Source organism: Sphingobacterium alkalisoli (assembly GCF_005049105.1).
In the GTDB taxonomy this organism is placed as follows: domain Bacteria; phylum Bacteroidota; class Bacteroidia; order Sphingobacteriales; family Sphingobacteriaceae; genus Sphingobacterium; species Sphingobacterium alkalisoli.
In genome coordinates this window covers 101,074-124,025 of sequence record NZ_SUKA01000002.1, presented here as the reverse complement: position 1 = coordinate 124,025, position 22,952 = coordinate 101,074, and the positions used below count along the sequence as shown (strand labels likewise).

Here is a 22,952-nt window from a genome sequence, read left to right as displayed (position 1 = left end):
TCAGCTTGCTTTTTTCGTAAAAAATCGTTATTATTAGCTAAGTTTGTGTGTGATTCATTCGCGGATAAAAGTATAGCATAGCTTAATATATGGCAAAATTCAGTTCCATTTTAGATAATGACTTTTATAAATTCACCATGCAATATGCGGTCGTGAAATTGTTTCCCAAAGCAAAAGCGAAATATCAATTCATCAACCGCGGGAAACACAGGTATCCTACTGGATTTGATATACTGCTTCGTACGGCAATAAATGATATGGCACTCCTGAAGCTGACCAAGTCTGAAAAAGATTTTTTTTCGCAAACTTGCCCTTACATCGATCCGACCTATTTTGATTTCTTGCAAGGATATCGATATAATCCAGATGAAGTTGTCATTCAGCAAAATGGAAACGAGCTCACGGTAAATATTGAGGGCTACTGGTACAGAACAATACTATGGGAAGTCCCTATTCTTTCTTTGATAAGTGAATTATACTACGAAGCCACAGGTACCATCCGTGTTTCGGATGAGGAAGTAAGAGGTATCGTCGAAAATAAAATGGACAAATATGATAAACTCGATATCACAATTGCTGACTTCGGAACCCGCCGCCGCCATTCGTATGACGTTCATGACCTGGTAATCAAAACTTTGAAAAAGCACCAATCCACTACCTTTATCGGAACCAGTAATGTTCATCTTGCCATGAAGTACGATACAAAGCCCATTGGTACACATGCGCATGAATGGTTTATGTTTCATGCGGCCAAATACGGCTATAAAATGGCAAATCTATTAGGGCTTGAAAACTGGGCCGACGTGTATCGTGGCGACTTAGGAATAGCACTATCCGACACCTATACAACGAACATATTCTTCAAACAGTTTGACAAAAAACTCACTAAACTTTTTGATGGGATACGTCACGACAGTGGTGATCCAATCGAATTCGCAAAAAAAACAATAGATCACTACATACGTAAAGGAATAGATCCACTATCCAAGACCATTATTTTTTCGGATGGTCTTGACTATAACAAAGTAGAGAAAATTGTAAAATACTGTTCGGGCAAGATTGGTCATTCATTTGGTATTGGCACTGATTTCACCAACGATGTAGGATTGGAACGCATGAACATTGTATTAAAAATGACGGACGCGCTCCCAGATGAAGGTGAATGGACTCCGGTCATCAAGTTATCTGACGAACCATTCAAACATACTGGGGCTCCTACTGAAATTGCAATGGCCAAGAAGTATCTTCAAATCGACGAGCATGCATAGAGACGTATACGGAGAAGCCCTATTTGATTTCCATACAAATGGAGCTTTGAAAAACCCACTTTTACTGCATAGTAGCTACGGCGATATTGAAGAAATGCCGGTAGAAGTTTTTTATCGTGACGAAGAAGACTTCCCCGAACTTGAATTCATTGCCTTATCACTTTGCGATGGCAGGGTATTAGATGTGGGCGCAGGTGTTGGTTCCCACGCATTGTTCCTTCAAAAAAAAGGTTTTGAAGTAACGGCACTGGAAGTTTCAGTTACGGCCTGCAATATCATGCGCGAACGAGGTGTACAGCATATCCTACAGGACGATTTTTTCCAATTAAAAAATCAGCAGTTTGACACGTTGCTCTTCTTAATGAATGGAATAGGACTCGCAGGCAACACAGATGGCTTTCGGAACTTGCTACAGCACAGTAAATCATTATTGAGCGAGAAAGGTCAACTTCTATTTGATAGTTCCGATATTTCGTACCTTTATGAGGAATACCGCATTCAAAGACCAGTCCACTATTTTGGCGAAATCACTTATCAATACGAATATAAAGGGAATAAGGGAATACCGTTCAACTGGTTATACCTTGATCAAAAAATGCTTATAGACATCGCTAGAGAAGAGAATTGGGTTGTGCAGATTCTTTTCGAAGATGATAGCGACCAGTATCTGGTACGGATGGAACCTAGGAAGTAATTGTATGGTGCGGGTATTTATATGAAGTAGTGGGGCGTATGCATCGCCCCACTACTTAAGTTTGTCTTTAATCAATATAAGCAAAGCCTACATACGGCACCAGTACCTCAGGTATCTTGATTCCTTTATCGGTCTGGTTATTTTCCAACAATGTCGCTACGATACGTGGCAAAGCTAATGCAGACCCATTCAAAGTATGCGCCAACTGCATTTTTCCGTCTTCATTTTTGAATCGCACTTTCAAGCGGTTAGATTGATAGGTTTCAAAATTAGAAACAGACGACACTTCTAACCAACGCTTCTGCGCACTACTATATGTTTCCATATCATACGTTAATGCGGATGCAAAGCCCATATCCCCCCCGCAAAGACGCAGCACGCGGTACGGCAATTCCAACTTTTGCAATAACGATTGCACATATTTACTCATCTCTTCCAATACGCCATACGATTTATCGGGATGAACGATCTGAACCACTTCCACCTTATCAAATTGGTGCAAACGGTTTAAACCCCTTACATGGGCACCATATGATCCTGCTTCACGACGGAAACAAGGTGTGTACCCACAGTGTTTGATCGGAAAATCTTCTTCCTTCACAATCACATCGCGATAGATGTTCGTGATAGGCACCTCTGCGGTCGGAATTAAGTATAAATCGTCTTGCGTTACATGATACATCTGGCCTTCTTTATCCGGTAATTGGCCTGTCGCATAAGCAGATGCTTCATTTACGACAATAGGAACCTGCACTTCCTTGAAACCCACTTTTTCTGCTTCGTCCAAAAAGAAATTAATCAAGCCCCTTTGTAGACGCGCTCCTTTACCCTTGTAAACCGGAAACCCTGCTCCTGCTACTTTTGTTCCCAACTCAAAATCGATGATATCATATTTGGCAGCCAACTCCCAATGCGGAAGTGCATCATCTTTTAAATCAGGAAGGGCGCCATGCTCAAATATGGTCTCATTATCCTCTGCAGCTACACCCGTTGGCACCGAAGCATGGGGTAGATTGGGTAACTGAAGCAGTTTATCATTCAATTCCTTTTCCGTAACTTCTAGATCGGCCAACAGATTCTTTATTTGCTCTTTATATCCTGATGATTTCGATTTTACGGCCTCAGCTTCTTCCTTCTTTCCTTGGCGCATCAATTCCCCAATTTGCTTTGCGGAAGAGTTGGCCTCTGCTGATAATGCGTCTGACTCACTTTGAATCTTGCGACGTTTCTCATCTAATAAGATGATTTCGTCGACTAAATTCAAATCCTTGAAATTCTTAACGCCCAATCTTTCGATTACCGTATCCTTGTTCTCACGGATATAATTTAATTGCAACATAAATATATATTTTTTTATAGGCACAAAGATAAGAAGACAAAGCGAGAAAGTTAATATAAAAACGAACCCTCCAACACCGGGCGGTGAAAGAGGGTTACCAAACCAATTATTAACCTAAATATTTATCATCAAAACGCATGCCAAAAACAACCTGATTCACATTTTATTATAATTTATTTTTCAGTTTAGTAATGTCCTATCATAACGGCATTCCATAGGGATCGTTTTTACTTTTAATACACTGATCGTATAATCCGCACTATTTATTACCTTTGGCTATGCTATACTTAGTCCCTACACCTATTGGTAATTTGGAAGACATGACGTTTCGTGCTATTCGTATTCTGAAAGAATCAGATCTGATCTTGGCGGAGGATACCCGCACGAGTGCCCCCATGTTAAAACATTTTGGCATAGACAAAAAAGTATTTTCTCACCATCAGCATAATGAACACAAGGCGGTTTCCGAAATTATCCGGTTCTTAAAAGAAGGCCAACAGATCGCACTGATTTCAGATGCCGGTACACCTGCCATATCCGATCCCGGATTTCTTTTGGTTCGGGAAGCCATTAAAGAAGGGATTACTGTGCAGTGCTTACCTGGGGCAACAGCTTTCGTGCCCGCATTGGTCAACTCCGGTTTACCTAACGACAAGTTTTGCTTTGAAGGATTCTTACCTGTAAAAAAAGGCCGACAAACTCGCATGAAGATGCTCGCAGCGGAAAAGAGGACGATGATATTTTACGAATCGCCACATCGTCTCTTAAAAACCATTGAAGAATTCATTCAACATTTTGGAGCAGACAGGCAGGCTTCCATATCGCGGGAATTGAGTAAACTGTACGAAGAAAACGTGCGTGGCACACTCGAAGATCTAAAAAATCATTTTGAAAACAATCCAATAAAAGGCGAATTTGTATTTTGTGTAGCTGGTTTAGAATAAGTAAATTTACAGAAGGATAATTACAAAATCACAGCGATGCAAATAGACAAATACATACAAGACGGTCAAGACCCAAAAGTAATTGAAAAAATATACACCAAGATCATTGACATGCTCACGCATGGCGAATCGATAAACTACATCGCTCTGCAAAAAAAACCTGCAGTGACATTATTACCCGACAGTATTACCATCAGTAATAAACGCATTTTTTTAGGTGAGTTTACCAGACTCGGCTTAGCGACCAATTTTGAAATTTTCTCATGGCAGGACATCAAAGATATTGCGTTCAAGGAAGAAATTTTTGGATCTAAGGTTACCGTTATTCCATTTACGGGAGAAAACCTCAGTATCGATTACATCCCAAAAATACAAGCTCGCAAGTTGTATCAATTAATTAAAGATGCACTGGAAAGCAGTAAAAATCCAGCGGAAAAAAGCACTCCTATCGTAAAAACTTCAAACCCTTCCAAATCCAACACATTTACGGAAACAACAGCAGACAGACCACTGTATACAGATACTTCGAAAAATCAGGAGCCTGCTGTCCCTCTTTCTACAGCGACACCGCCAGCGCCTTCAGTTCCGCCGACCCTGAGCAAACCAGAAGAAGAAGATGAATTAACATTGAAATTGAAAAAGTTGAAAACGCTTTACGACAAACAGCTGATAACGCAAGCGGAATACGAGACAAAAAAAGCGGAAATCCTGTCGAAACTGTAGCAAAATCAACATGGAAGCGGCCTTAGTGAAACCGAGGAGCCCGGTGTATAGATGATAATAACAACAGATGAAGAACAACTATCTTTTGGCCCTGTTAAGTGCCTTTATTCTTTGGTTGGCCTGGCCACCGATACCATTTAGTAGTATATTTCTTTTTATAGGCTTTGTTCCGCTATTGATTGGCTGCGAAAGAGTCATGCGTAGTACACTTACAAAAAAAGGCAAAAAGATCTTTACACTGGCATTTATTACCGGCTTTTTCTGGAACACGGCCTCTATATATTGGGTATTCAATGCCATGAATGCGTATTTACCTACATGGATATCCATACTAATTTCTTTAATTCCATTCGGACTGGCACCGCTGTTGATGGCCATTGTGTTTAGATTGTACTATCAATTACGCAAACGCAATTCGATCTTTTTAAGCTCTTTAGGGTTAGTATCTTTTTGGATAACCTATGAATACCTCCACCAAATGTGGGATCTTTCTTTCCCATGGATGACCTTGGGCAATGGTTTTGCTAATTTTCATCAACTGATACAGTGGTATAGTATCACCGGTGTATATGGTGGTACATTGTGGATATGGCTGATCAACCTACTTGTTTTTCTTGTGGTATGGCAGCGTATCAGCAAAACAACATCCGTATCTACTAAAAAACTCCTTATTTCCATTTCCGCTGCGATCTTAGTACCGAGTGTACTATCTATCATACAGTATACAACATACGAAGAACATATCAATCCTTCGGAAATTGTTGTCGTACAACCCAACATCGATCCTTACGGTAAATTCGGATCGATCCCCCCAGAAGAGCAACTACAAAATCTAATCAGCTTGTCAGACCGTGTAGCAAAACCAAATACAGAGTACTTCATCTGGCCGGAAACGGCTATCTCGGCCCGGGGAAGAATTGACGAAGAAGAATTCAGAACACACGCGGCTTATGACCAGATCACCAATTTTCTGGAAAAGTATCGGAATGGAAATGTGCTTTCGGGCATTGAAAGCATTCGTAGGTTTGCGTATCAAGCTACCCCGACAGCACAACCTTACGGAAACATTTTTATAGATAGCTACAATGCGGCTGTGCTCGTTGATGGCTCATCCAAGCTCCAATTTTACCATAAGTCGAAATTAGTACCGGGAGTCGAGCGGATGCCATTTGGCGGTGCATTATCATTTATGAAGCCTCTGTTTGATCATTTTGGGGGAACTACAGGTGGGTATGGCAGTGACCCAGCTCCTACAGTTTTCTATTCAGCTAGCGGCATCGGTGCCGCTCCGGTGATTTGTTATGAATCAATTTGGGGAGATTATGTTGCACAGTACGTAAAACAAGGTGCTCAGTTTATTGCTATTGTAACGAATGATGGATGGTGGAAGAACACGTCCGGCAAAGACCAACACCTGCAATATGCTAAGCTTCGTGCTATTGAGAATCGACGCTGGGTAGCGCGATCTGCTAATACAGGGATTTCTGGTTTTATCAACCAACGTGGCGACATTATCCAAAAAACAGCGTGGTGGACCCCTACCGCTTTGTCTCAGGAGATTAACTTAAACGAAGAACTTACCCTCTACACTAAATTGGGCGACGTACTCGTGTATTTATCTCTAATTGGCAGTTTATTGTCCGTTGTCTTGCTGCTCAAACCAAAAAGCAAATAAATGGTATTAAAATTACTTTACATTACTTAAATTTGCGCCCATGCACGTATATTTAGATAATGCCGCTACAACACCTTTGGATCCTGAGGTACTTGAAATAATGGTAGAAACCATGAAAAACGATTTTGGAAATCCTTCTTCAATTCACGCTCACGGACGCCAGGTAAAAACGATAATCGAAAAAGCAAGAAAAACCATAGCAGGCTTGTTACATGCCTCTCCTTCCGAGATATTTTTTACTTCTGGGGGGACCGAAGCGGATAACATGGCTATTGTACGCTCGATCGAGGATTTCGGCATTACGCATGCAATCACCTCTCCGATAGAACACCATGCGGTACTGCATACATTAGAAGAACTCGAAAAAATAGGAAAGATACACTTGGATTTTTTGCAGCTGGACGAGAAAGGCAATATCGATCTGTCTCACTTGGAATCACTCCTTGCTACTAATCCACGGACTTTCGTCTCTATTATGCATGCCAACAATGAGTTAGGCAATTTAACGGATATCACGCGTGTCTCAGAAATCTGTGAACAATATAATGCCATTTTCCATTCAGATACAGTGCAAACAATGGGACATTACGTACACGACTTGTCCGAATTGAAAATTGATTTTATTACAGGAGCCGCGCATAAATTCCATGGTCCCAAAGGTGTGGGTTTTTTATACATCAATGGGAAGAATAAAATCAAACCATTTATCTACGGTGGGGCGCAAGAACGTAACATGCGTGGCGGAACAGAGAATGTATACGGCATTGCGGGGCTGTCCAAAGCATTGGAAATAGCTTACCGCGATATGCACGAACACCAATTATATATTCAGGAGCTAAAGGATTACATGAAATTGGAATTACAAAAGGCCATCCCTCTTATCAAATTCAATGGAAATACAGAAGCTGACAAATCACTATATACTGTATTGAACGTCTCTTTACCCTACTCCGATATGAATGATATGTTGTTATTTAACTTAGATATCTCTGGGATATCAGCGTCGGGAGGAAGTGCTTGCAGTTCGGGATCTGACATTGGTTCTCATGTATTACGTGGCATTAAAGCAGATAGTTCACGGCCTTCGGTTCGGTTTTCTTTCAGCAAGAACAACACTAAGGACGAAATAGATTTTGTGGTGACGAAGCTTAAAATGCTTTGTGAATAAGTTGTATTATTTTACTTTTTCGAGTTGATAATTTTCGGCTAGATCCCCAATTATGGTGTTACCTGCTAAATCAAGTTGCCAAAGTACACCATCAACGATCTTATATTCATAGTCCAGCCCCTCTAGAATGAGGTTATTTTTTTCTATTTTCCAGTTTCCGTTTTTTATAAACTTATCAGAGGATTTCCCTACGTAAGTGTAGACCAATTCGTATGAGTGATCTTTACCTAATTCTAAGACGGTATTGATAGCTTCACAATCCGCGCAAGGTAATTTACCCGAATAGTGACCAACAACATTTGCAGAAAGAAACTCTAAATTTTCCTTTTTGTCAAGGGTGTTGGAAGACTTCTTATTATTTATACAGCTCATAAATAATAAGAAAGCGCCTAGTATAGAAAACAATATCGTTAAAAATATACGCATTTACTTCATTTGCCTATACCATTCAAAAAGAATACCAAAGTTTAGTAAAAGCATGATTTTTCCGCTATAAACGGAATTCACCCACATTTAGCCATTAGTAATCATCATCTTCAAACCCCAATGCCAGATTGTACGCGTTCTGTAATTCTCCCAGAGCGTGCATATTCCTCATTTCACGAGCCACTAGCATTCCCTGCTGATAGATATTTAGCGCCTCCTCTTTCTTGTCTTGTTTTTCCAAAAACTTCCCATAATGATAATATGTCCCTACATAATCCGAAAAATTTTCTACCAAATCTCTAAATCCCTGTCCTGCTTTTTCCATATCCTCGACTTTCAGGTATTCCATAGTAAGTGCATATCTCAAGAAAGGATCTTGAGGACTTTCTGCTACAAACGACAACAGTTGTGTTAATCTATCCATAAAATATAATCTCTACGATGTTCGCAAATTAACTTAATCCAATATAAAAACAAAACGACGATTGATGAAGTATTAAATCAGGCAGATTTGCAGAAGGACGGAATTGAACTAAACTACTTTTAGAAATTACTATGCTAGCATACAAAATGACAAAAAATTGACGTAGACAACGAAGGTAAATTCGGATAAAATAGTAGGTTTGTATAAAACGCTATTAATTATGAAGATATTAGTTTGCATCAGCAATGTTCCCGACACAACATCTAAAATAACTTTTACAAATAACAACAGCGAATTTAATAACGCTGGCATTCAATACATTATCAATCCATATGATGAAATCGCACTTTCTAAAGCTGTAGATCTTGTGAATGGAGGAGCAAACGGAACAGTTACCGTAATCAATGTAGGTGAGGCTTCGACAGAGCCCACCATACGTAAAGCGCTTGCCATTGGTGCTGACCAGGCAATACGTGTAAATGCGACGCCTAAGGACGCCTGGTTTGTCGCCAACCAAATTGCCGAATACGCAAAGAAGAATGATTTTGACTTAATTTTAACCGGACGGGAGTCGATTGACTACAACGGAGCACAGGTACCTGCGATGGTCGGCGAGCTTCTTTCCATTCCTTCAGTGTCCATTGCTAAAAAGTTGACTATTGAAAATAAGGAAGTAACTATCGAACGCGAGATAGAAGGTGGGAAAGAAGTTTTGACGGCAAGCTTCCCTGTTGTTGTCGGTACTGCCGAGGGGGTTGCCGAGCCAAAAATCCCGAATATGAGAGGCATTATGGGCGCTCGTTCGAAATCGTTGGAAGTGATCGAACCGATCGCTGTAGAAGCCTTAACATCCTTCAGTAGTTATGAAACGCCACCCACCCGTGGTAGCGTCAAATTGATAGAAGAAAGCAATGTACATGAGTTAGTAAACTTATTACATACCGAGGCAAAAGTTATTTAATCACGTAAATTAAGAATCGACATGTCAGTAATAGTATATATCGAAAATACAGAAGGGTTACTAAAAAAATCAGCTTTTGAGGTGGCATCCTATGCGGCACAAATAGCCAATCTACGACAAGTACAAGCCATAGCTATTTCCATAGGAGATGTCTCCAATTCCGAATTGCAAAAGCTGGAAAACTACGGAATCAGTAAAATCTTAACAGTGACGAGTGATAACCTTAAATCGTTTGTCAATCAGGCATATGCTTCTATAATTGCCGTTGCTACACACAAAGAGCAAGCAGATACTGTCGTATTATCTAACTCATTTACTGGAAAAGGTCTAGCTCCGCGCATCGCAGCAAAGCTGGAAGCGGGGTTAGTATCCAATGCAATAAGTATCGCCGCTTTTAACGGTGAAGCAGTGGAGATCAAGAGAACGGCTTTTTCAAGTAAAGCGATCGTCACGGTAACCCTGAATTCGCCAATTAAAGTGATTACCTTATCTCCAAATTCATTCGAAGTAGAAGAGCGTAAAACGTCAGCACAAATAGAAAATTTTGTTCCTGACATCGCAGCGACAGATTTTAACACCGTAGTAAAAGAAATCGTACGTGCTACGGATAAAATATCTCTTCCTGAGGCGGAGATTGTTGTTTCTGCAGGACGGGGACTTAAAGGCCCGGAGAATTGGGGAATGATAGAGGAGCTTGCAAATGTACTAGGTGCAGCTACAGCATGCTCCAAACCCGTGTCTGACGCTGGATGGAGACCACATGCAGAACATGTCGGTCAAACCGGAATAGTCGTAAGTCCTAATCTTTATATTGCAATAGGCATTTCAGGGGCAATACAGCACCTTGCTGGCGTAAGCTCCTCCAAAACAATTGTCGTGATCAATAAAGACCCTGAGGCGCCATTCTTCAAAGTAGCGGATTATGGGATAGTTGGCGATGCTTTGGTTATCGTACCCCAGCTTATTGCTGCGCTTAAAACACACAAAGGAAATTAGCATACGACGTTATAATAATTATGGAGAGACCTGCGCAAAAAACTGCCCAGGTCTTTTTATTTGCCACGAATATTTTACATCTTTGTAGTACCGTAAGGTGTTTAGAATGAAGAAAATTAAGCTAGATATTGTAGGCTTGTCATATAGTCAGACACAGTCAGGCGCATATGCGTTGGTATTGGGAGAGGTGAATGGTAACCGTAGACTACCTATTATTATTGGAAGTGCTGAAGCGCAGTCTATTGCAGTCGAAATAGAAAAGATGACACCAAGTCGTCCGCTCACGCATGACCTTTTTAAATCCTTTGCTGAAACTTTCGAAATCAATATCAACGAGGTATTAATTTACAATTTGGTGGATGGAATCTTTTTTGCCAAAATCAGTTGTGTAAGAGATGGAAAGACGACAGAAATTGACGCACGTACGTCAGATGCCGTTGCCTTAGCGGTACGCTTTGATTCTCCTATTTTCACTTACGACTTTATCATGTCTTCTGCCGGAATCGTCATAGAAAGCAACGATTTCGCTTTTTTGGAGAACATCAGTTCTCCGGCAGAGGCAGTTACACCTCCGACACCAAAAGAAAAACAAAAGGAACAACCGCTTAGTAAGCCTGAAATATCCCCCTACGCCTCTCTAACTGACGAACAGTTAGAAAACACACTCCAAAAAGCTATTGAGAATGAGCAGTATGAAACTGCAGCTAAGATTCGAGACGAAATCGACCGTAGAAAATCATAACATATATATATGTCTATAAAGTTAAGGCTGACCATCATGAATTTCCTGCAATTCTTTGTGTGGGGAGCTTGGTTAATTACAATAGCAAATTATTGGTTTGGGACAAAGCAATGGGACGGAACACAATTTGGAGCTATTTTTTCCACCATGGGGATTGCCTCACTTTTCATGCCCACATTAATGGGTATTATTGCAGATCGATGGGTCAATGCCGAACGCCTATATATAGTACTCCATTTTTCATATGCCTTATGCCTGATCTACCTTACACAGATTGACGATCCTTCGACATTCTTTAACATCATGCTTGCAGCCATGTGCTGTTACATGCCTACCCTAGCGCTATCCAATTCTATTGCATATACGGCGCTAACACAAGGTCACTATAATCTCATTAAAGCTTTCCCTCCTATTCGAGTATGGGGAACGATAGGTTTCATCGTGGCGATGTGGATAACCAATTTAACTGGAAATAAGGCAACTGAATATCAATTTTATATCGCAGCAGGGGGATCTATTACGCTCGCTGCCTATTCACTTTTCTTCATCCCGAAGTGCCCTCCTCAACATCTGACAAAAGACAACGCAAGTATCGCCCAGTTGCTTGGCTTGGAAGCATTTAAATTGTTCGGAAATTATAAAATGGCTTTATTTTTTATCTTTTCCATGTTTTTGGGGGCGGCTCTACAATTAACCAATGCATATGGGGATGTTTTTCTCGATGAATTTAAGTTTTACCCGAAATACGCGAATGCTTTTGTGGTGAAGTATTCCACAATTATTATGTCTATTTCTCAGATTTCGGAAACACTATTCATCTTAGCGATCCCTTTCTTTCTACAAAAGTTTGGAATAAAACACGTGATGCTTATATCGATGGTCGCCTGGGTACTAAGGTTTGGGTTATTTGCTTACGGAGATCCCTTTGATGGATTATGGATGATTATCATGTCCTGCATCGTATATGGGATGGCATTCGATTTTTTTAATATTTCAGGCTCTCTTTTCGTAGAGACCACAACAGATTCAAAAATAAGGTCTTCTGCACAAGGCTTATTCATGATGATGACCAACGGATTTGGAGCCGTATTTGGGTCGCTCGTATCGGGATGGCTTATTGATAAGTATTACACCTTGTCTTTTGCTGATCTCAGCTCCATATCACGCTACCTTGATACCACAGCCGACAATCCCAATTTATTAAATTTCATCTCTTCAAGAGGTGTAAGTATTTCAAATGGAAATGGCGCGTTTGATCGCGCCATCCACTTAAAAGATTGGTATCATATCTGGATTGCATTCGCTATCTATACGCTTGTGATTGCCATTGCATTTGCAGTGCTATTCAAACACAAGCACCAACAAAGCGAACAAATTGGCAAAACCCATCACTAATACTGCTTATCTCGCCTTCACTTCTGCGAGCATAGTCATTAAATGATCAATAGTGGACTTAGCGGCATCTTTCATTTTCGGATTACCTTCGTAATCTGCATCTAAAACAACTTCTTTTGATTTATCTTTATAGGTGAACTTTAAAATGTAACGAGGTATACTTGATCCTGGATTATCAGCATCCCGCTTAGTCGTCATATCGTCGTCTACGTTCCAGAATCCTAATTCCTGAGCCTTACGATGCAGATACAATAAATCATCGTCTCTCATCTTCAACGTATCCTTTACGAGCTTGTTATCATTTGTCAAATATTGATAGTCACCACTTTTAGAATCGAAGCTATTTAACAAAGAATCTGTTGTACCGTAAGTCAATTCGATAGATTCAAAGTCAGAAAAGCGAAAGGGTGCATTTTTGATCATTGAAGAATAATAAACGACACAGTACACAACAAAGGGCACTATGATACAAATAGCTAAAAAAATTCTCTTGGTTTTATCCGACATAACTAAAATATATTGTATACAAAGCTACGATAAAGTATTTAGATGTGAGATGTTAGAGTTGAGATATTAGACTTATTGAATAGCTCCTAAGATAGTAGCAGCATTTCAGACGAACACAGTCCTTAAATACTGGGTGTACCGCAACGTGTTAGATACTTATAATACCAAGCCTCTTTTAAATTGGAAATCATCACACCCTTCTTCGTAGAAACATGGACAAATTTCCCGTTGTGCAAGTAAATCCCCACATGATCTATATTCTTTCCTCCAAAGGAGAAAAACACCAGATCTCCCTCTCGTAATTGATCATCATATTTACGTTTTATTATTTCCGCCATATCTCTAGAGGTGCGCGGTAGATTCTTGCGATACACTTCCTGATATATCATACCTACAAAAGCCGAACAATCCACACCATTTTTACTCAATCCCCCTAGACGATGTGGTATCCCCATCCAATTATCGATAAATGAATACAGGGAACTGTTCATCTCTCTGGGATTCACTCCCAATACGTCTGCGTAATACGACAAAGTATTTCCCGAGTGTTTTGTATCCCTCGGTGAGGGTTCTGTAGTATTTCGACCTGTCGGAGGTTTTCCATAGGAATACGTTTTTTTCCTAGCCCCACAAGAGCTCACCAATATACAAAGTATAACACATGCCGCAATAAACGTAATTCGTTGAATCTTATTTCTATTCATCATCGCAAATGTATTGGCTCAACACGGAGAATAAAACTGTCTTTTTTCCACAATTGTTATTTAATTTAGCAGACATGGAACAATTTAAGGGTGCTATTGCTGTTTTTTTGGGAGCGGCTAGCTTTGGAATTTTGTCTACTTTTGTTAAGCAGGCCTACGCTCAAGGCTTTTCATTAGCTGAAGTTACAGGAATTCAAGCTGTTTTCGGCATGTTATTTTTGTGGGCATTACATTTTATCACTCGCCGATTCTCCAGAAAAATCAAACTGTATTCAAAAAAAACGAACTACTGGAAGATCATTTTTGCAGGATTTTCCACGGGCATGGTCAGTATTCTATATTATAAGTGTGTAGGGCTCATACCTGCTTCCGTAGCTATTGTCTTATTGATGCAATACATTTGGATCAGCGCACTCATCAACCTATTGATCCTTAAGCAAAAGCCCAGTCAAAAAGAAGGTATTGGGATCATACTAATCCTTTTCGCAACATTATTCGCAACAGGAGTTTTTCAGGATACCGTCGAAAAGCTGGATCTTGCGGGCGTAGTCTATGGACTCTCGGCAGCTACAGCATATGCCATTTTTATAATCGTAAATGGTAAGGTAGGAAACGACTACCCCCCTATCCAGAAGAGTGCACTTATGGTGACGGGTGCATTTATTTTAATTGCGCTAATACTACAACCCATTTCACTATTGCACTCTTCCACCGACATATCAATAGTTCAATATGGCTTACTTTTGGCTTTCTTTGGCACCATTTTTCCACCTGTACTGTTTGCATATGGCATGCCCAAAACGGGTGTATCACTAGGTAGCATACTATCTGCCGTAGAGCTACCTGTAGCAGTAGGCATGTCTTTTTATGTATTGCATGAACAAGTAAGCACCTTACAATGGGCCGGGGTATTGGCCATTTTAGGCATAATTGTCTGGATCAATATCAGGAACAAACCGCAGCATAATTAAACCACTCGCACCAATAACCCTTTAAGATATTCCCCTTCTGAAAATGAAGCTCGTACCGGATGGTCTTCGGGTTGATGGAATTGCCTGATAAACTGTATCTCTTTGCCAGCATCTAAGGCTGCCCAGGCAAGTACCTGTTTGAAGGTATCGATATCCATTGCCCCAGAACAGGAAAACGTGGCCAACAGTCCTCCACTTTCGAGGAGCATCAGCGCTCGCCGATTCAAATCTTTATAGGCTCGGGAAGCTTTTTCCAACGCAGATCTCGAAGGTGCATATTTAGGCGGATCAAGTACAATAAGGTCAAACCTTACCTTATCTTCTCCTAATTGACGTAAGTATTTATTAACGTCGGATTGAACAGCAGTGTATTGAAGGGCATCAAATCCATTCAATTGTATGTTTTGTCGTAGGGTATCGATTGCCAGCGCTGAGCTATCTACTGCTGTAACATGAGAGGCTCCTCCACGTAGCGCATTCAAGGTAAAACCACCTGAATACGAAAAACAGTCTAAAACATCTTTCCCTTTTACATACTTCGCCGTAAGTAATCTATTATCACGTTGATCACAATAGAATCCCGATTTTTGCCCTTCAAGAATATTGACCTGATATTTAATCCCGTTTTCAACGATGGCAACAAACTCTGGAGGCACTGTTCCATACAACAGACCGTTACGGTCGGACAATCCCTCGTGCTCTCTGGATTTGAGATCGCTTCGCTCATAGATACCGTTCGGTTTCAGCAGCTGAACAAGCTCATCGATAATAATTGCCTTTACCTGTTCTAGGCCGGCCGCATGAACCTGCACCGATATATAATCAGCATACTTATCTGCAATTAATCCAGGCAGAAAATCTGCTTCTGCAAAAATCAAACGCACGGTATCATTCTCTTCGGATAACAAATGCAAACGGCTATTTACAGCATTGCGCACGCGATTACGCCACCATTCTTCGTTAATTTCGCGGTCTGGATGCCATTCCAATAAACGCACAGCCACCCTGGAAGTATTGTTATATATACCAAATGCTATAAACTCGTCCTCGTTATTATACACTGATACCACATCTCCATTTTTTGGCTCTGCTATAACTCGGTGTACTGCTCCGGAGAACACCCAAGGATGCAACTGCCAAGCAGCTTTATCTTTTCCCTTATTCAGGATTACTTTTTTCATCCGTAAAAATTACTTCGTGAGCTCGCAAGCTCGGTTTATTTATCCCACTGTGTAATCTGAATAATCATGGTGGTTTCTTCGACACAAAAGTAGGATATGTTTTTATCTCAACCAAATAGCTTTATAATGGGTGGAAAAGTTCCCACCCATTATAGTATTTAGTTATTTTCAAGGAGAAAGCTTTTAAAGCTTTCGTAGTCTACTTCAAGTTCCTCTACAAGTTTCTCTTTACCGTATAAGGATTTTGCCCCTTCTGGAAGTTCTATTTCAGAAAAAACGGTCTCTGATATCGCATCTGGAAATTTACAAGGATGAGCCGTCGACAAAAATACGGATGCATACTCTCCATGGTTTTCGATTTTATACGCTTTGGAGGCTAAATAAGCGATTGCGGTATGAGGACACGCGATGTAATTGTACTTCTCATATAATTCATCCATAGCCTCCTTGGTTTGTTGGTCATCATAGGTATACGAGGAGATCATTCCTCTCAGCTCGTCTAAATTACCTGCAAATAGATCTTGTATTCGTACCCAATTACTTGGATTGCCCACATCCATGGCATTCGCCAGCGTCTGGATAGAAGGCTTTGGATCGTACATACCTGACTTTAGGAAGCGGGGAACCGTATCATTTACATTGGTAGCTGCCACAAAGTGCTTAACGGGAAGTCCCATTTTATACGCCAACAGACCTGCACCTATATTCCCAAAGTTACCACTTGGTACGGTAAAGACAACATCTCTCACTCCCTGTGCCTTTAACTGCGCATAGGCCCAAAAGTAATAGAACGTCTGTGGAATCAAACGAGCTATATTAATGGAATTGGCGGATGTCAAACGTAATTCTTCATTTAAGGATATGTCATTAAAGGCCTGCTTTACCAAGGCTTGGCAGTCATCGAATGTTCCGTTTACTTCTAACGCCCTTATGTTTTGTCCATTGGTAGTAAGTTGTTCCTCCTGCACTTTAGACACTTTCCCTTTAGGGTATAAAATGGTGACACGTGTACCCTCTACACCTAGGAAACCTAATGCTACTGCGCCGCCAGTATCCCCGGAAGTGGCGACTAAAACGTCTAATAGTTTTTCACCTTTCTTCGAGAAGTATGCCATCACACGACTCATAAAACGTGCACCAAAATCTTTAAAAGCGTAAGAAGGTCCGTGAAATAACTCCAAGACAGCAGTTTCTGCGCTGAGGAATTTTACAGGGGCATCAAAATTAATGGCATCTTCGACAATGGCTTTCAAATCGCTCTCGGGAATATCATCACCTATTAAGGCATTCGCGATATAAAATGCGATCTCTTGCAATGAGTATTGTTGTATATCCCTGATAAATAAGGGATCCAATCGCGGTATTACCTCTGGCATATAAAGTCCGTTGTCTACTGGCAATGCATTGAAAACAGCTTCCTGAAAAGGAACGCGTAAATTTTTATTGTTGGTACTGTATAGTTTCATTTTTAGTTATTTTACTCATATCAAATAAAAAAGCAGCTGGTTCCAGAAAAGAACAACCACTCCGTAGGAATACATCTTTTTAGTAAAAAGATTGCGTCACCATCGTGCCTCCTGTTCGCAATGACGGTGCTATAAGTACATTTACTTATAGTAAAACCTTCGGTCCTTCTACGTTAACAGAAGAAACATATTTAAAGCTATCGATTTCGTTTTTTGTCAAATGTTGCTGGATCTTTTCAGTAATTCGTTCCGCTATAGCCTGTCCTTTGGTAATAGCTACTACAGAAGGTCCTGAACCCGAAATACCAAAGCTTAATGCGCCTTCCTCTAGCGCAATACGTTTCATTTCGTAAAATTCGGGAATCAGAATGGCGCGGGTAGGTTCTATAAGTACATCGTGCATACTCCGACTTATCAGGGCATAATCAGATTGATATAAACCAGAGATAAGGCCGGCGATATTACCCCATTGAACAACAGCATCCTTTAGCAGAACTTTTTCTTTTATGAGCTGACGTGCGTCCCGGGTCGGCACATCTACTTGTGGAAAAACAATGCCTGCGTATAAATCCTCCGGAACGGGAAGCTTGATGACATCGAGCGGGTCATACCCACGAATCAGGGTAATACCGCCCATCAATGCAGGTGCAACATTGTCTGCATGCCCATGCCCACAGGCCAAGCGTTCACCTTCTACGCAATAGGGCATCAACTCCTCTTTAGTTAGCGGATTGCCCAATAGCGCATTAATAGCGAATAATCCGGCCACCGTACTCGCCGAACTAGAGCCTAATCCGCTTCCTATTGGCATATGTTTTATCAAATCGATCTCAACACCGATTTCTTTATCAATACCCAAATCCACCAGTAATAGCTTAACACAGGCACTTACTGTATTCTTGTCTGCATCAAGTGGCAATCGTCCATCATCTCCTTCTATAGAGCGAATGCGCACTCCAGGCTCGTCTACACGATACATTTTAACTTCGTCTCCAGGTTTGTCTACTGCAAATCCCAGTATATCAAACCCACATATCATGTTCGCTACAGTCGCGGGAGCAAAAACTCGAACGTTGTCAAGAATTTTAGCAAAATCTATTTTTTTATCTACTTTATTTTTGCTCATCATTTTTACAATTATACAGACTGATATATTCCATAACTACTTACTTTTTCAGACAAAACAATTTTGCCCACACATCTAAATACTCGCTAATAACTACTTAACACTAAATCTAAGCGCCTACATTGACTAAATCAGCAAACACTCCCCCTGCTGTAACTTCCGCTCCTGCACCAGGACCTTTTACTACCAATGGTCTATCTTTATAACGTTCTGTCGTAAACGAGATGATATTATCACTTCCTGACAATGCGTAGAAGGGATGCTTTTCATCCACCATCTGCATCGAAATACTTACCTTTCCATTTTCCAGCTTTCCAATATAGCGAATAACTTTATTTTCTTGTAGCGCCTTATTTTTTAAATCATTAAAATACTGTTCTGCTTTCAATAGCTCGACATAGAAATCATCAACCGAAGTAGCATGAAGGCAAGCTTCGGGCAGAATATTCCCCAATTCGACCTCACTTGGTTCAATCACATTTCCAGCATCTCTAGCGAGGATCAGCATCTTACGCATAAAATCTACTCCACCCAAATCATCACGTGGATCAGGTTCGGTATACCCCAGTTCTTGTGCCTTTTTGACCACATCATAGAACGAAGCATCTCCAGTAAAATTATTGAAAATATAGGATATTGTACCTGAAAGGATGGCTTCAATTTTCAGCAGCCGGTCACCACTCAGCATCAAATCTTTTAAAACACGTACAATGGGTAATCCCGCACCAACATTCGTTTCATAAAAAAAGTCTACGCCATGTCTTCGAGCAGTATCGTGCAATAATTTATATTGTGCGTAATCCCCTGAATTAGCAATTTTATTACATGTTACAATCGATATATTCGCTTTGAAAATCTCTTCATAATACGTAGACGGCAGCTTGCTTGCCGTATTATCGACAAAAACACAGTTTGGTAAATTCATACCTTTCATCCGCTCGATGAATGTAGAAAGATCGGCAATTTCACCATCTGATTCCAATGTATCTTTCCAAGTGGCCAAATCAATACCATTTCCATCAAATAACATCTTTCGAGAATTGGAGACACCAACCACTTTAATCTCAATATCATTACTATCTAAAAGGAAATCGTGCTGCTCATGCAACTGTTTGAATAGCGTAGCACCAATATTGCCCGTTCCGAGGTTAAATACATATAATGTTTTATTCAATTCAGCGAAAAAGGCATCATGCACGGCATTCAACGCTTTGGCGAGGTTATCCTTCTTGATAATAACCGAGATATTAAACTCAGACGAACCTTGCGCTATAGCGCGGACATTGATTCCATTCCGCCCCAAGGCATAGAACAGTCTTCCCGCCATTCCGGGCGTGCGCTTCATATTCTCGCCAACAACAGCAAGAACAGAAAGATTCCCTTCGATTTCCGGCAGATCTAACTTGTTCGCTTCTAATTCGAGTTCGAATTCATTCTTTATTAATGCTAACGCCTTCTGCGCATCATCGGGATGTACCGCAAACGTGATACTGTGTTCGGAAGATGATTGTGTAATTAAAACGACATTAATCTGCTCACGGGCCAATAACGTGAATAACCTTCCGCTAAAACCTGATTTACCGATCATGCCGCTTCCCGACAAATTAATCACTGAAATATCCGAAATGGATGAAATACCTTTTATCGGGTAATCGGATTTTCCGGAATCGAATTGTATTACCGTACCCGCAAATTCAGGTTCAAACGTATTACGGATCACAATTGGAATCTTCTTTAAAAATGCGGGAATCATGGTTGGCGGGTAGATTACTTTAGCGCCAAAGTATGAAAGCTCCATAGCCTCTGTATACGACAAAATAGGAAGAGAAAATGCTTTTTTTACAATCCGCGGATCAGCAGTCAACATGCCATTCACATCTGTCCATATTTCTATCGCACTTGCATTTAAGATTGATCCAAATATAGCCGCGGTATAGTCGGATCCACCTCTGCCCAAAGTAGTCACCCTGCCGCTTTCATTAGAACCAATAAAGCCCGTTACAAACAACAATTTATCAACGTGTGTATGCGCCAGCGCTTGCACGAGTTGATTTGTCAATACTTCATTTACATGCGCATGTCCAAAATTTGAATCGGTCTTAATGTAATGGGAAGCGTCTATAAAAGTTGATTCTGCAATATATTGTTCCATTATCTTAGAAACCATATAATTGGAGAAACGCTCTCCAAAGGAAACGATCAGATCCTTACTTTGATGACTTAGTTCTTTTAGCGCAGAGACACCCTGCAAAATTTCCTCTAATTCATTGATAAGGAGTTTTAACTTTGTAAAAACAGGATTCTGAAATTTGACAGCTATTAATTTCCTGACAACATCAAAGTGACGCTCTTCTAATAATTTTAAATCTGACTCAAATTCCTTCCTTTCTGCAGCATGCTCTGCCATGGATGTTAACAGATTAGTAACGCCAGACATGGCGGACAAAACGACTAACGGTTTCTCTCCAGCATCGTATGCCCCCTTAACGATGTCTAAAACAGATTTTATGCTCTCTACCGAACCGACTGATGTTCCTCCAAATTTTAAGACTTTCATTATTTATTATATTATGTTTTAGTTTGTTTTCCTAATTAATGTAAACTAAAAAAGACCTTCCCGAATGGAGGAAGGTCTTTCTAATATTTACTGTACACTTTTTAAGACAACAGATTACCTCCTCCGAAAACTATAGCCGGTGGTAATAATAATTATTGAATTAATTGTGCTAAATCGCATACTTATTTATAAATTTTGCATAAAGATAAGACTTTACTTGCGAAATGACAATTTTTTTTAAAAAAAATAACACGTCTTCAATCCAGATCATTCAAAGAGGTTAAAATTGAGTATAAATCTATTTCAAACCCGTAGTAACGCGCTACCGTCTCCGTAATAACCATGGTCTTAAAATGTTAAAAATGTTAAAAGTATGTTAAAAAGAGACAAAATGAGTTGCGTAGTATAAACAGATGTAGTATCTTCGCTACAGTTGATGTACAAAATACAATACACCAACGCATTAAGTTGTAAAATTATAGCGATTAAATGAAAACAAAGAAACTAGTAGCAGGAATGCTCTTCATAGGCTTATGTCTAGTGTCGCAAGCACAAACAACAAACAAAAACAAAGGCACATCTGATCCAGATAACCTAGCAAAAGAATACTTCTCTCAAATCATGGGAGTTGCGGTTTCAGCAACTACTAACACCAAACTTTATCAATTTGTATACGACTGGCTTGGCACTCCATACCGATTAGGAGGTTCGTCAAAAAGAGGCATTGATTGTTCTAAGTTCTCTCTTGCCCTATATGAGAATGTATTCAATACAACAATAGGCTATAACAGCCGAAACCAGTATGCTAATGTAACCCCTATACGTAAGAATGATTTACAGGCTGGAGATCTAGTTTTCTTTAAAATTAGAAGTAGAAGCATTACACATGTAGGTGTTTATCTGGGTGATGATAAATTTGCACATGCTTCTTCGAGCAAAGGTGTAATGGTAAGTAACTTAAACGAGCCTTATTGGAGCCGCTATTATTATAATGGAGGACGTCCTAAGAAAGACGAAGTAGATCGTATCATGACTGCTGATATTAATAACACAAATAAAGATAATAATCTAAATTAATCAAATCTTTTAATTTAGAGATTGAAAAGTCCGGATGCTATGCACATTCGGACTTTTTCATTATTTTTACATAGATAAGAAATGACTATGTCGACTAAAAAAACATTGATACTAAATAAGGAGCAGATTAAGCAAAAATCAAGACGTATTGCCTATCAAATTCTGGAGGACAACTTTGAGGAAAAAGCCATTGTCTTAGTAGGGATAGCAGATAGAGGATATGTCTTTGCCCAGCGGCTCTACAGTATTCTTTTAGAGATTGCTCCGGAAAAGGACATCCAACTTATTAAAGTCACCATTGAAAAAAACAAACGAAATTTAGATGCCAATACAGATACTCCAATAGAAGTCGCTAAAAATAGTGTAGTAATTATTGTAGATGACGTATTGAATAGTGGCCGGACCTTAGCCTATGCACTTGGTGTGTTCATCAATGTACCCTTAAAAAAGATGCGTACAGCAGTTTTAATTGATAGAAGCCACCATATATTCCCTATATTCAGTGATTACTATGGTACTAAACTATCTACCATCCTGAAAGAACATGTAGAAGTGGTACTGGAAGAGTTTGATAAAGAAGAAGATGCAGCTTGGCTATCCTAACTGCA

Annotated in this window: 22 protein-coding genes; 13 read left to right on the top strand and 9 right to left on the bottom strand. The window is 40.1% G+C overall.

Features of this window, described 5'->3' with window-relative positions; all coding sequences use genetic code 11:
- Positions 1-89: 89 nt before the first annotated feature.
- Positions 90-1,268 (top strand): nicotinate phosphoribosyltransferase, encoded by a 1,179-nt coding sequence (gene pncB, locus FAZ19_RS06245; RefSeq protein ID WP_136819868.1) that lies wholly within the window; start codon positions 90-92, stop codon positions 1,266-1,268.
- Positions 1,261-1,962: a class I SAM-dependent methyltransferase gene (locus tag FAZ19_RS06240; RefSeq protein WP_136819867.1), complete on the top strand. Its 702-nt coding sequence runs from the start codon at positions 1,261-1,263 to the stop codon at positions 1,960-1,962. Before pncB ends, FAZ19_RS06240 begins: the two co-directional genes overlap by 8 nt.
- A 67-nt stretch (positions 1,963-2,029) precedes the next feature.
- On the opposite strand, the gene serS is transcribed toward FAZ19_RS06240, so the two are convergent.
- Positions 2,030-3,301, bottom strand: coding sequence for a serine--tRNA ligase (gene serS / locus FAZ19_RS06235; protein WP_136819866.1), 1,272 nt, complete (start codon positions 3,299-3,301; stop codon positions 2,030-2,032).
- Between the two features lie 278 nt (positions 3,302-3,579).
- On the opposite strand from serS, the gene rsmI reads away from it, so the two are divergent.
- From rsmI to FAZ19_RS06215, 4 genes are all read left to right on the top strand, one after another.
- Positions 3,580-4,245 (top strand): 16S rRNA (cytidine(1402)-2'-O)-methyltransferase, encoded by a 666-nt coding sequence (gene rsmI / locus FAZ19_RS06230; protein ID WP_136819865.1) that lies wholly within the window; start codon positions 3,580-3,582, stop codon positions 4,243-4,245.
- A gap of 36 nt (positions 4,246-4,281) precedes the next feature.
- Entirely contained in the window at positions 4,282-4,968 is a 687-nt protein-coding gene (locus FAZ19_RS06225; RefSeq protein ID WP_136819864.1) for a PH domain-containing protein, read from the top strand.
- A 67-nt stretch (positions 4,969-5,035) separates the two neighbouring features.
- Complete coding sequence (gene lnt / locus FAZ19_RS06220) at positions 5,036-6,643, top strand: apolipoprotein N-acyltransferase (RefSeq protein WP_136819863.1); 1,608 nt, start codon at positions 5,036-5,038, stop codon at positions 6,641-6,643.
- Positions 6,644-6,683: 40 nt separating this feature from the next.
- Positions 6,684-7,811, top strand: a complete 1,128-nt coding sequence (locus tag FAZ19_RS06215; protein WP_136819862.1) for a cysteine desulfurase family protein — start codon at positions 6,684-6,686, stop codon at positions 7,809-7,811.
- Positions 7,812-7,817: 6 nt separating this feature from the next.
- Here the strand turns inward: FAZ19_RS06215 and FAZ19_RS06210 are convergent, their stop codons facing one another.
- Positions 7,818-8,183, bottom strand: coding sequence for a copper resistance protein NlpE (locus FAZ19_RS06210; protein ID WP_169305579.1), 366 nt, complete (start codon positions 8,181-8,183; stop codon positions 7,818-7,820).
- A gap of 148 nt (positions 8,184-8,331) precedes the next feature.
- A complete protein-coding gene (locus tag FAZ19_RS06205; protein ID WP_136819860.1) occupies positions 8,332-8,661 on the bottom strand; it encodes a tetratricopeptide repeat protein in 330 nt (109 codons plus the stop codon).
- Between the two features lie 220 nt (positions 8,662-8,881).
- Here FAZ19_RS06205 and FAZ19_RS06200 point away from each other — a divergent pair, with 220 nt between their 5' ends.
- The 4 genes from FAZ19_RS06200 (at position 8,882) to FAZ19_RS06185 (ending at position 12,755) form a co-directional block, all read left to right on the top strand.
- Positions 8,882-9,622, top strand: a complete 741-nt coding sequence (locus FAZ19_RS06200; protein WP_136819859.1) for an electron transfer flavoprotein subunit beta/FixA family protein — start codon at positions 8,882-8,884, stop codon at positions 9,620-9,622.
- Positions 9,623-9,643: 21 nt separating this feature from the next.
- On the top strand, positions 9,644-10,618 hold the full coding sequence (locus tag FAZ19_RS06195; protein ID WP_136819858.1) for an electron transfer flavoprotein subunit alpha/FixB family protein: 975 nt from the start codon (positions 9,644-9,646) through the stop codon (positions 10,616-10,618).
- Between the two features lie 106 nt (positions 10,619-10,724).
- Positions 10,725-11,360 (top strand): bifunctional nuclease family protein, encoded by a 636-nt coding sequence (locus tag FAZ19_RS06190; protein ID WP_136819857.1) that lies wholly within the window; start codon positions 10,725-10,727, stop codon positions 11,358-11,360.
- 9 nt (positions 11,361-11,369) lie between these two features.
- Positions 11,370-12,755: a nucleoside permease gene (locus tag FAZ19_RS06185; RefSeq protein ID WP_136819856.1), complete on the top strand. Its 1,386-nt coding sequence runs from the start codon at positions 11,370-11,372 to the stop codon at positions 12,753-12,755.
- A gap of 6 nt (positions 12,756-12,761) precedes the next feature.
- On the opposite strand, the gene FAZ19_RS06180 is transcribed toward FAZ19_RS06185, so the two are convergent.
- On the bottom strand, positions 12,762-13,178 hold the full coding sequence (locus tag FAZ19_RS06180) for a hypothetical protein (RefSeq protein ID WP_136819855.1): 417 nt from the start codon (positions 13,176-13,178) through the stop codon (positions 12,762-12,764).
- Positions 13,179-13,384: 206 nt separating this feature from the next.
- Positions 13,385-13,969: a C40 family peptidase gene (locus FAZ19_RS06175; RefSeq protein WP_229707425.1), complete on the bottom strand. Its 585-nt coding sequence runs from the start codon at positions 13,967-13,969 to the stop codon at positions 13,385-13,387.
- 71 nt (positions 13,970-14,040) lie between these two features.
- Here FAZ19_RS06175 and FAZ19_RS06170 point away from each other — a divergent pair, with 71 nt between their 5' ends.
- Entirely contained in the window at positions 14,041-14,937 is an 897-nt protein-coding gene (locus FAZ19_RS06170; RefSeq protein ID WP_136819854.1) for an EamA family transporter, read from the top strand.
- On the opposite strand, the gene FAZ19_RS06165 is transcribed toward FAZ19_RS06170, so the two are convergent.
- From FAZ19_RS06165 to thrA, 4 genes are all read right to left on the bottom strand, one after another.
- Complete coding sequence (locus FAZ19_RS06165) at positions 14,934-16,118, bottom strand: class I SAM-dependent rRNA methyltransferase (protein WP_136819853.1); 1,185 nt, start codon at positions 16,116-16,118, stop codon at positions 14,934-14,936. The two genes, FAZ19_RS06170 and FAZ19_RS06165, sit on opposite strands and share 4 nt — an antisense overlap.
- Before the next feature lie 158 nt (positions 16,119-16,276).
- Positions 16,277-17,584: a threonine synthase gene (gene thrC / locus FAZ19_RS06160; RefSeq protein ID WP_136819852.1), complete on the bottom strand. Its 1,308-nt coding sequence runs from the start codon at positions 17,582-17,584 to the stop codon at positions 16,277-16,279.
- 145 nt (positions 17,585-17,729) lie between these two features.
- Complete coding sequence (locus FAZ19_RS06155; RefSeq protein WP_373287725.1) at positions 17,730-18,713, bottom strand: homoserine kinase; 984 nt, start codon at positions 18,711-18,713, stop codon at positions 17,730-17,732.
- A 106-nt stretch (positions 18,714-18,819) separates the two neighbouring features.
- Complete coding sequence (gene thrA / locus FAZ19_RS06150) at positions 18,820-21,267, bottom strand: bifunctional aspartate kinase/homoserine dehydrogenase I (RefSeq protein WP_136819851.1); 2,448 nt, start codon at positions 21,265-21,267, stop codon at positions 18,820-18,822.
- A gap of 489 nt (positions 21,268-21,756) precedes the next feature.
- Here thrA and FAZ19_RS06145 point away from each other — a divergent pair, with 489 nt between their 5' ends.
- Together FAZ19_RS06145 and FAZ19_RS06140 are read left to right on the top strand one after the other, a co-directional pair.
- Positions 21,757-22,344, top strand: a complete 588-nt coding sequence (locus FAZ19_RS06145) for a C40 family peptidase (RefSeq protein WP_136819850.1) — start codon at positions 21,757-21,759, stop codon at positions 22,342-22,344.
- Positions 22,345-22,431: 87 nt separating this feature from the next.
- On the top strand, positions 22,432-22,947 hold the full coding sequence (locus tag FAZ19_RS06140) for a phosphoribosyltransferase family protein (protein WP_136819849.1): 516 nt from the start codon (positions 22,432-22,434) through the stop codon (positions 22,945-22,947).
- The last annotated feature ends 5 nt before the right edge of the window (positions 22,948-22,952 follow it).

Coding starts and splice junctions, on each gene's coding strand:
- FAZ19_RS06215 (WP_136819862.1), top strand. CDS start 6,684: ATGCACGTATATTTAGATAATGCCGCTACAACACCTTTGGATCCTGAG.
- FAZ19_RS06175 (WP_229707425.1), bottom strand. CDS start 13,969: ATGATGAATAGAAATAAGATTCAACGAATTACGTTTATTGCGGCATGT.
- FAZ19_RS06145 (WP_136819850.1), top strand. CDS start 21,757: ATGAAAACAAAGAAACTAGTAGCAGGAATGCTCTTCATAGGCTTATGT.
- pncB (WP_136819868.1), top strand. CDS start 90: ATGGCAAAATTCAGTTCCATTTTAGATAATGACTTTTATAAATTCACC.
- lnt (WP_136819863.1), top strand. CDS start 5,036: ATGAAGAACAACTATCTTTTGGCCCTGTTAAGTGCCTTTATTCTTTGG.
- FAZ19_RS06165 (WP_136819853.1), bottom strand. CDS start 16,118: ATGAAAAAAGTAATCCTGAATAAGGGAAAAGATAAAGCTGCTTGGCAG.
- thrA (WP_136819851.1), bottom strand. CDS start 21,267: ATGAAAGTCTTAAAATTTGGAGGAACATCAGTCGGTTCGGTAGAGAGC.
- rsmI (WP_136819865.1), top strand. CDS start 3,580: ATGCTATACTTAGTCCCTACACCTATTGGTAATTTGGAAGACATGACG.
- serS (WP_136819866.1), bottom strand. CDS start 3,301: ATGTTGCAATTAAATTATATCCGTGAGAACAAGGATACGGTAATCGAA.
- FAZ19_RS06195 (WP_136819858.1), top strand. CDS start 9,644: ATGTCAGTAATAGTATATATCGAAAATACAGAAGGGTTACTAAAAAAA.
- FAZ19_RS06140 (WP_136819849.1), top strand. CDS start 22,432: ATGTCGACTAAAAAAACATTGATACTAAATAAGGAGCAGATTAAGCAA.
- FAZ19_RS06170 (WP_136819854.1), top strand. CDS start 14,041: ATGGAACAATTTAAGGGTGCTATTGCTGTTTTTTTGGGAGCGGCTAGC.
- FAZ19_RS06210 (WP_169305579.1), bottom strand. CDS start 8,183: ATGAGCTGTATAAATAATAAGAAGTCTTCCAACACCCTTGACAAAAAG.
- FAZ19_RS06180 (WP_136819855.1), bottom strand. CDS start 13,178: ATGATCAAAAATGCACCCTTTCGCTTTTCTGACTTTGAATCTATCGAA.
- FAZ19_RS06240 (WP_136819867.1), top strand. CDS start 1,261: ATGCATAGAGACGTATACGGAGAAGCCCTATTTGATTTCCATACAAAT.
- FAZ19_RS06200 (WP_136819859.1), top strand. CDS start 8,882: ATGAAGATATTAGTTTGCATCAGCAATGTTCCCGACACAACATCTAAA.
- FAZ19_RS06190 (WP_136819857.1), top strand. CDS start 10,725: ATGAAGAAAATTAAGCTAGATATTGTAGGCTTGTCATATAGTCAGACA.
- FAZ19_RS06155 (WP_373287725.1), bottom strand. CDS start 18,713: ATGATGAGCAAAAATAAAGTAGATAAAAAAATAGATTTTGCTAAAATT.
- FAZ19_RS06185 (WP_136819856.1), top strand. CDS start 11,370: ATGTCTATAAAGTTAAGGCTGACCATCATGAATTTCCTGCAATTCTTT.
- FAZ19_RS06205 (WP_136819860.1), bottom strand. CDS start 8,661: ATGGATAGATTAACACAACTGTTGTCGTTTGTAGCAGAAAGTCCTCAA.
- FAZ19_RS06225 (WP_136819864.1), top strand. CDS start 4,282: ATGCAAATAGACAAATACATACAAGACGGTCAAGACCCAAAAGTAATT.
- thrC (WP_136819852.1), bottom strand. CDS start 17,584: ATGAAACTATACAGTACCAACAATAAAAATTTACGCGTTCCTTTTCAG.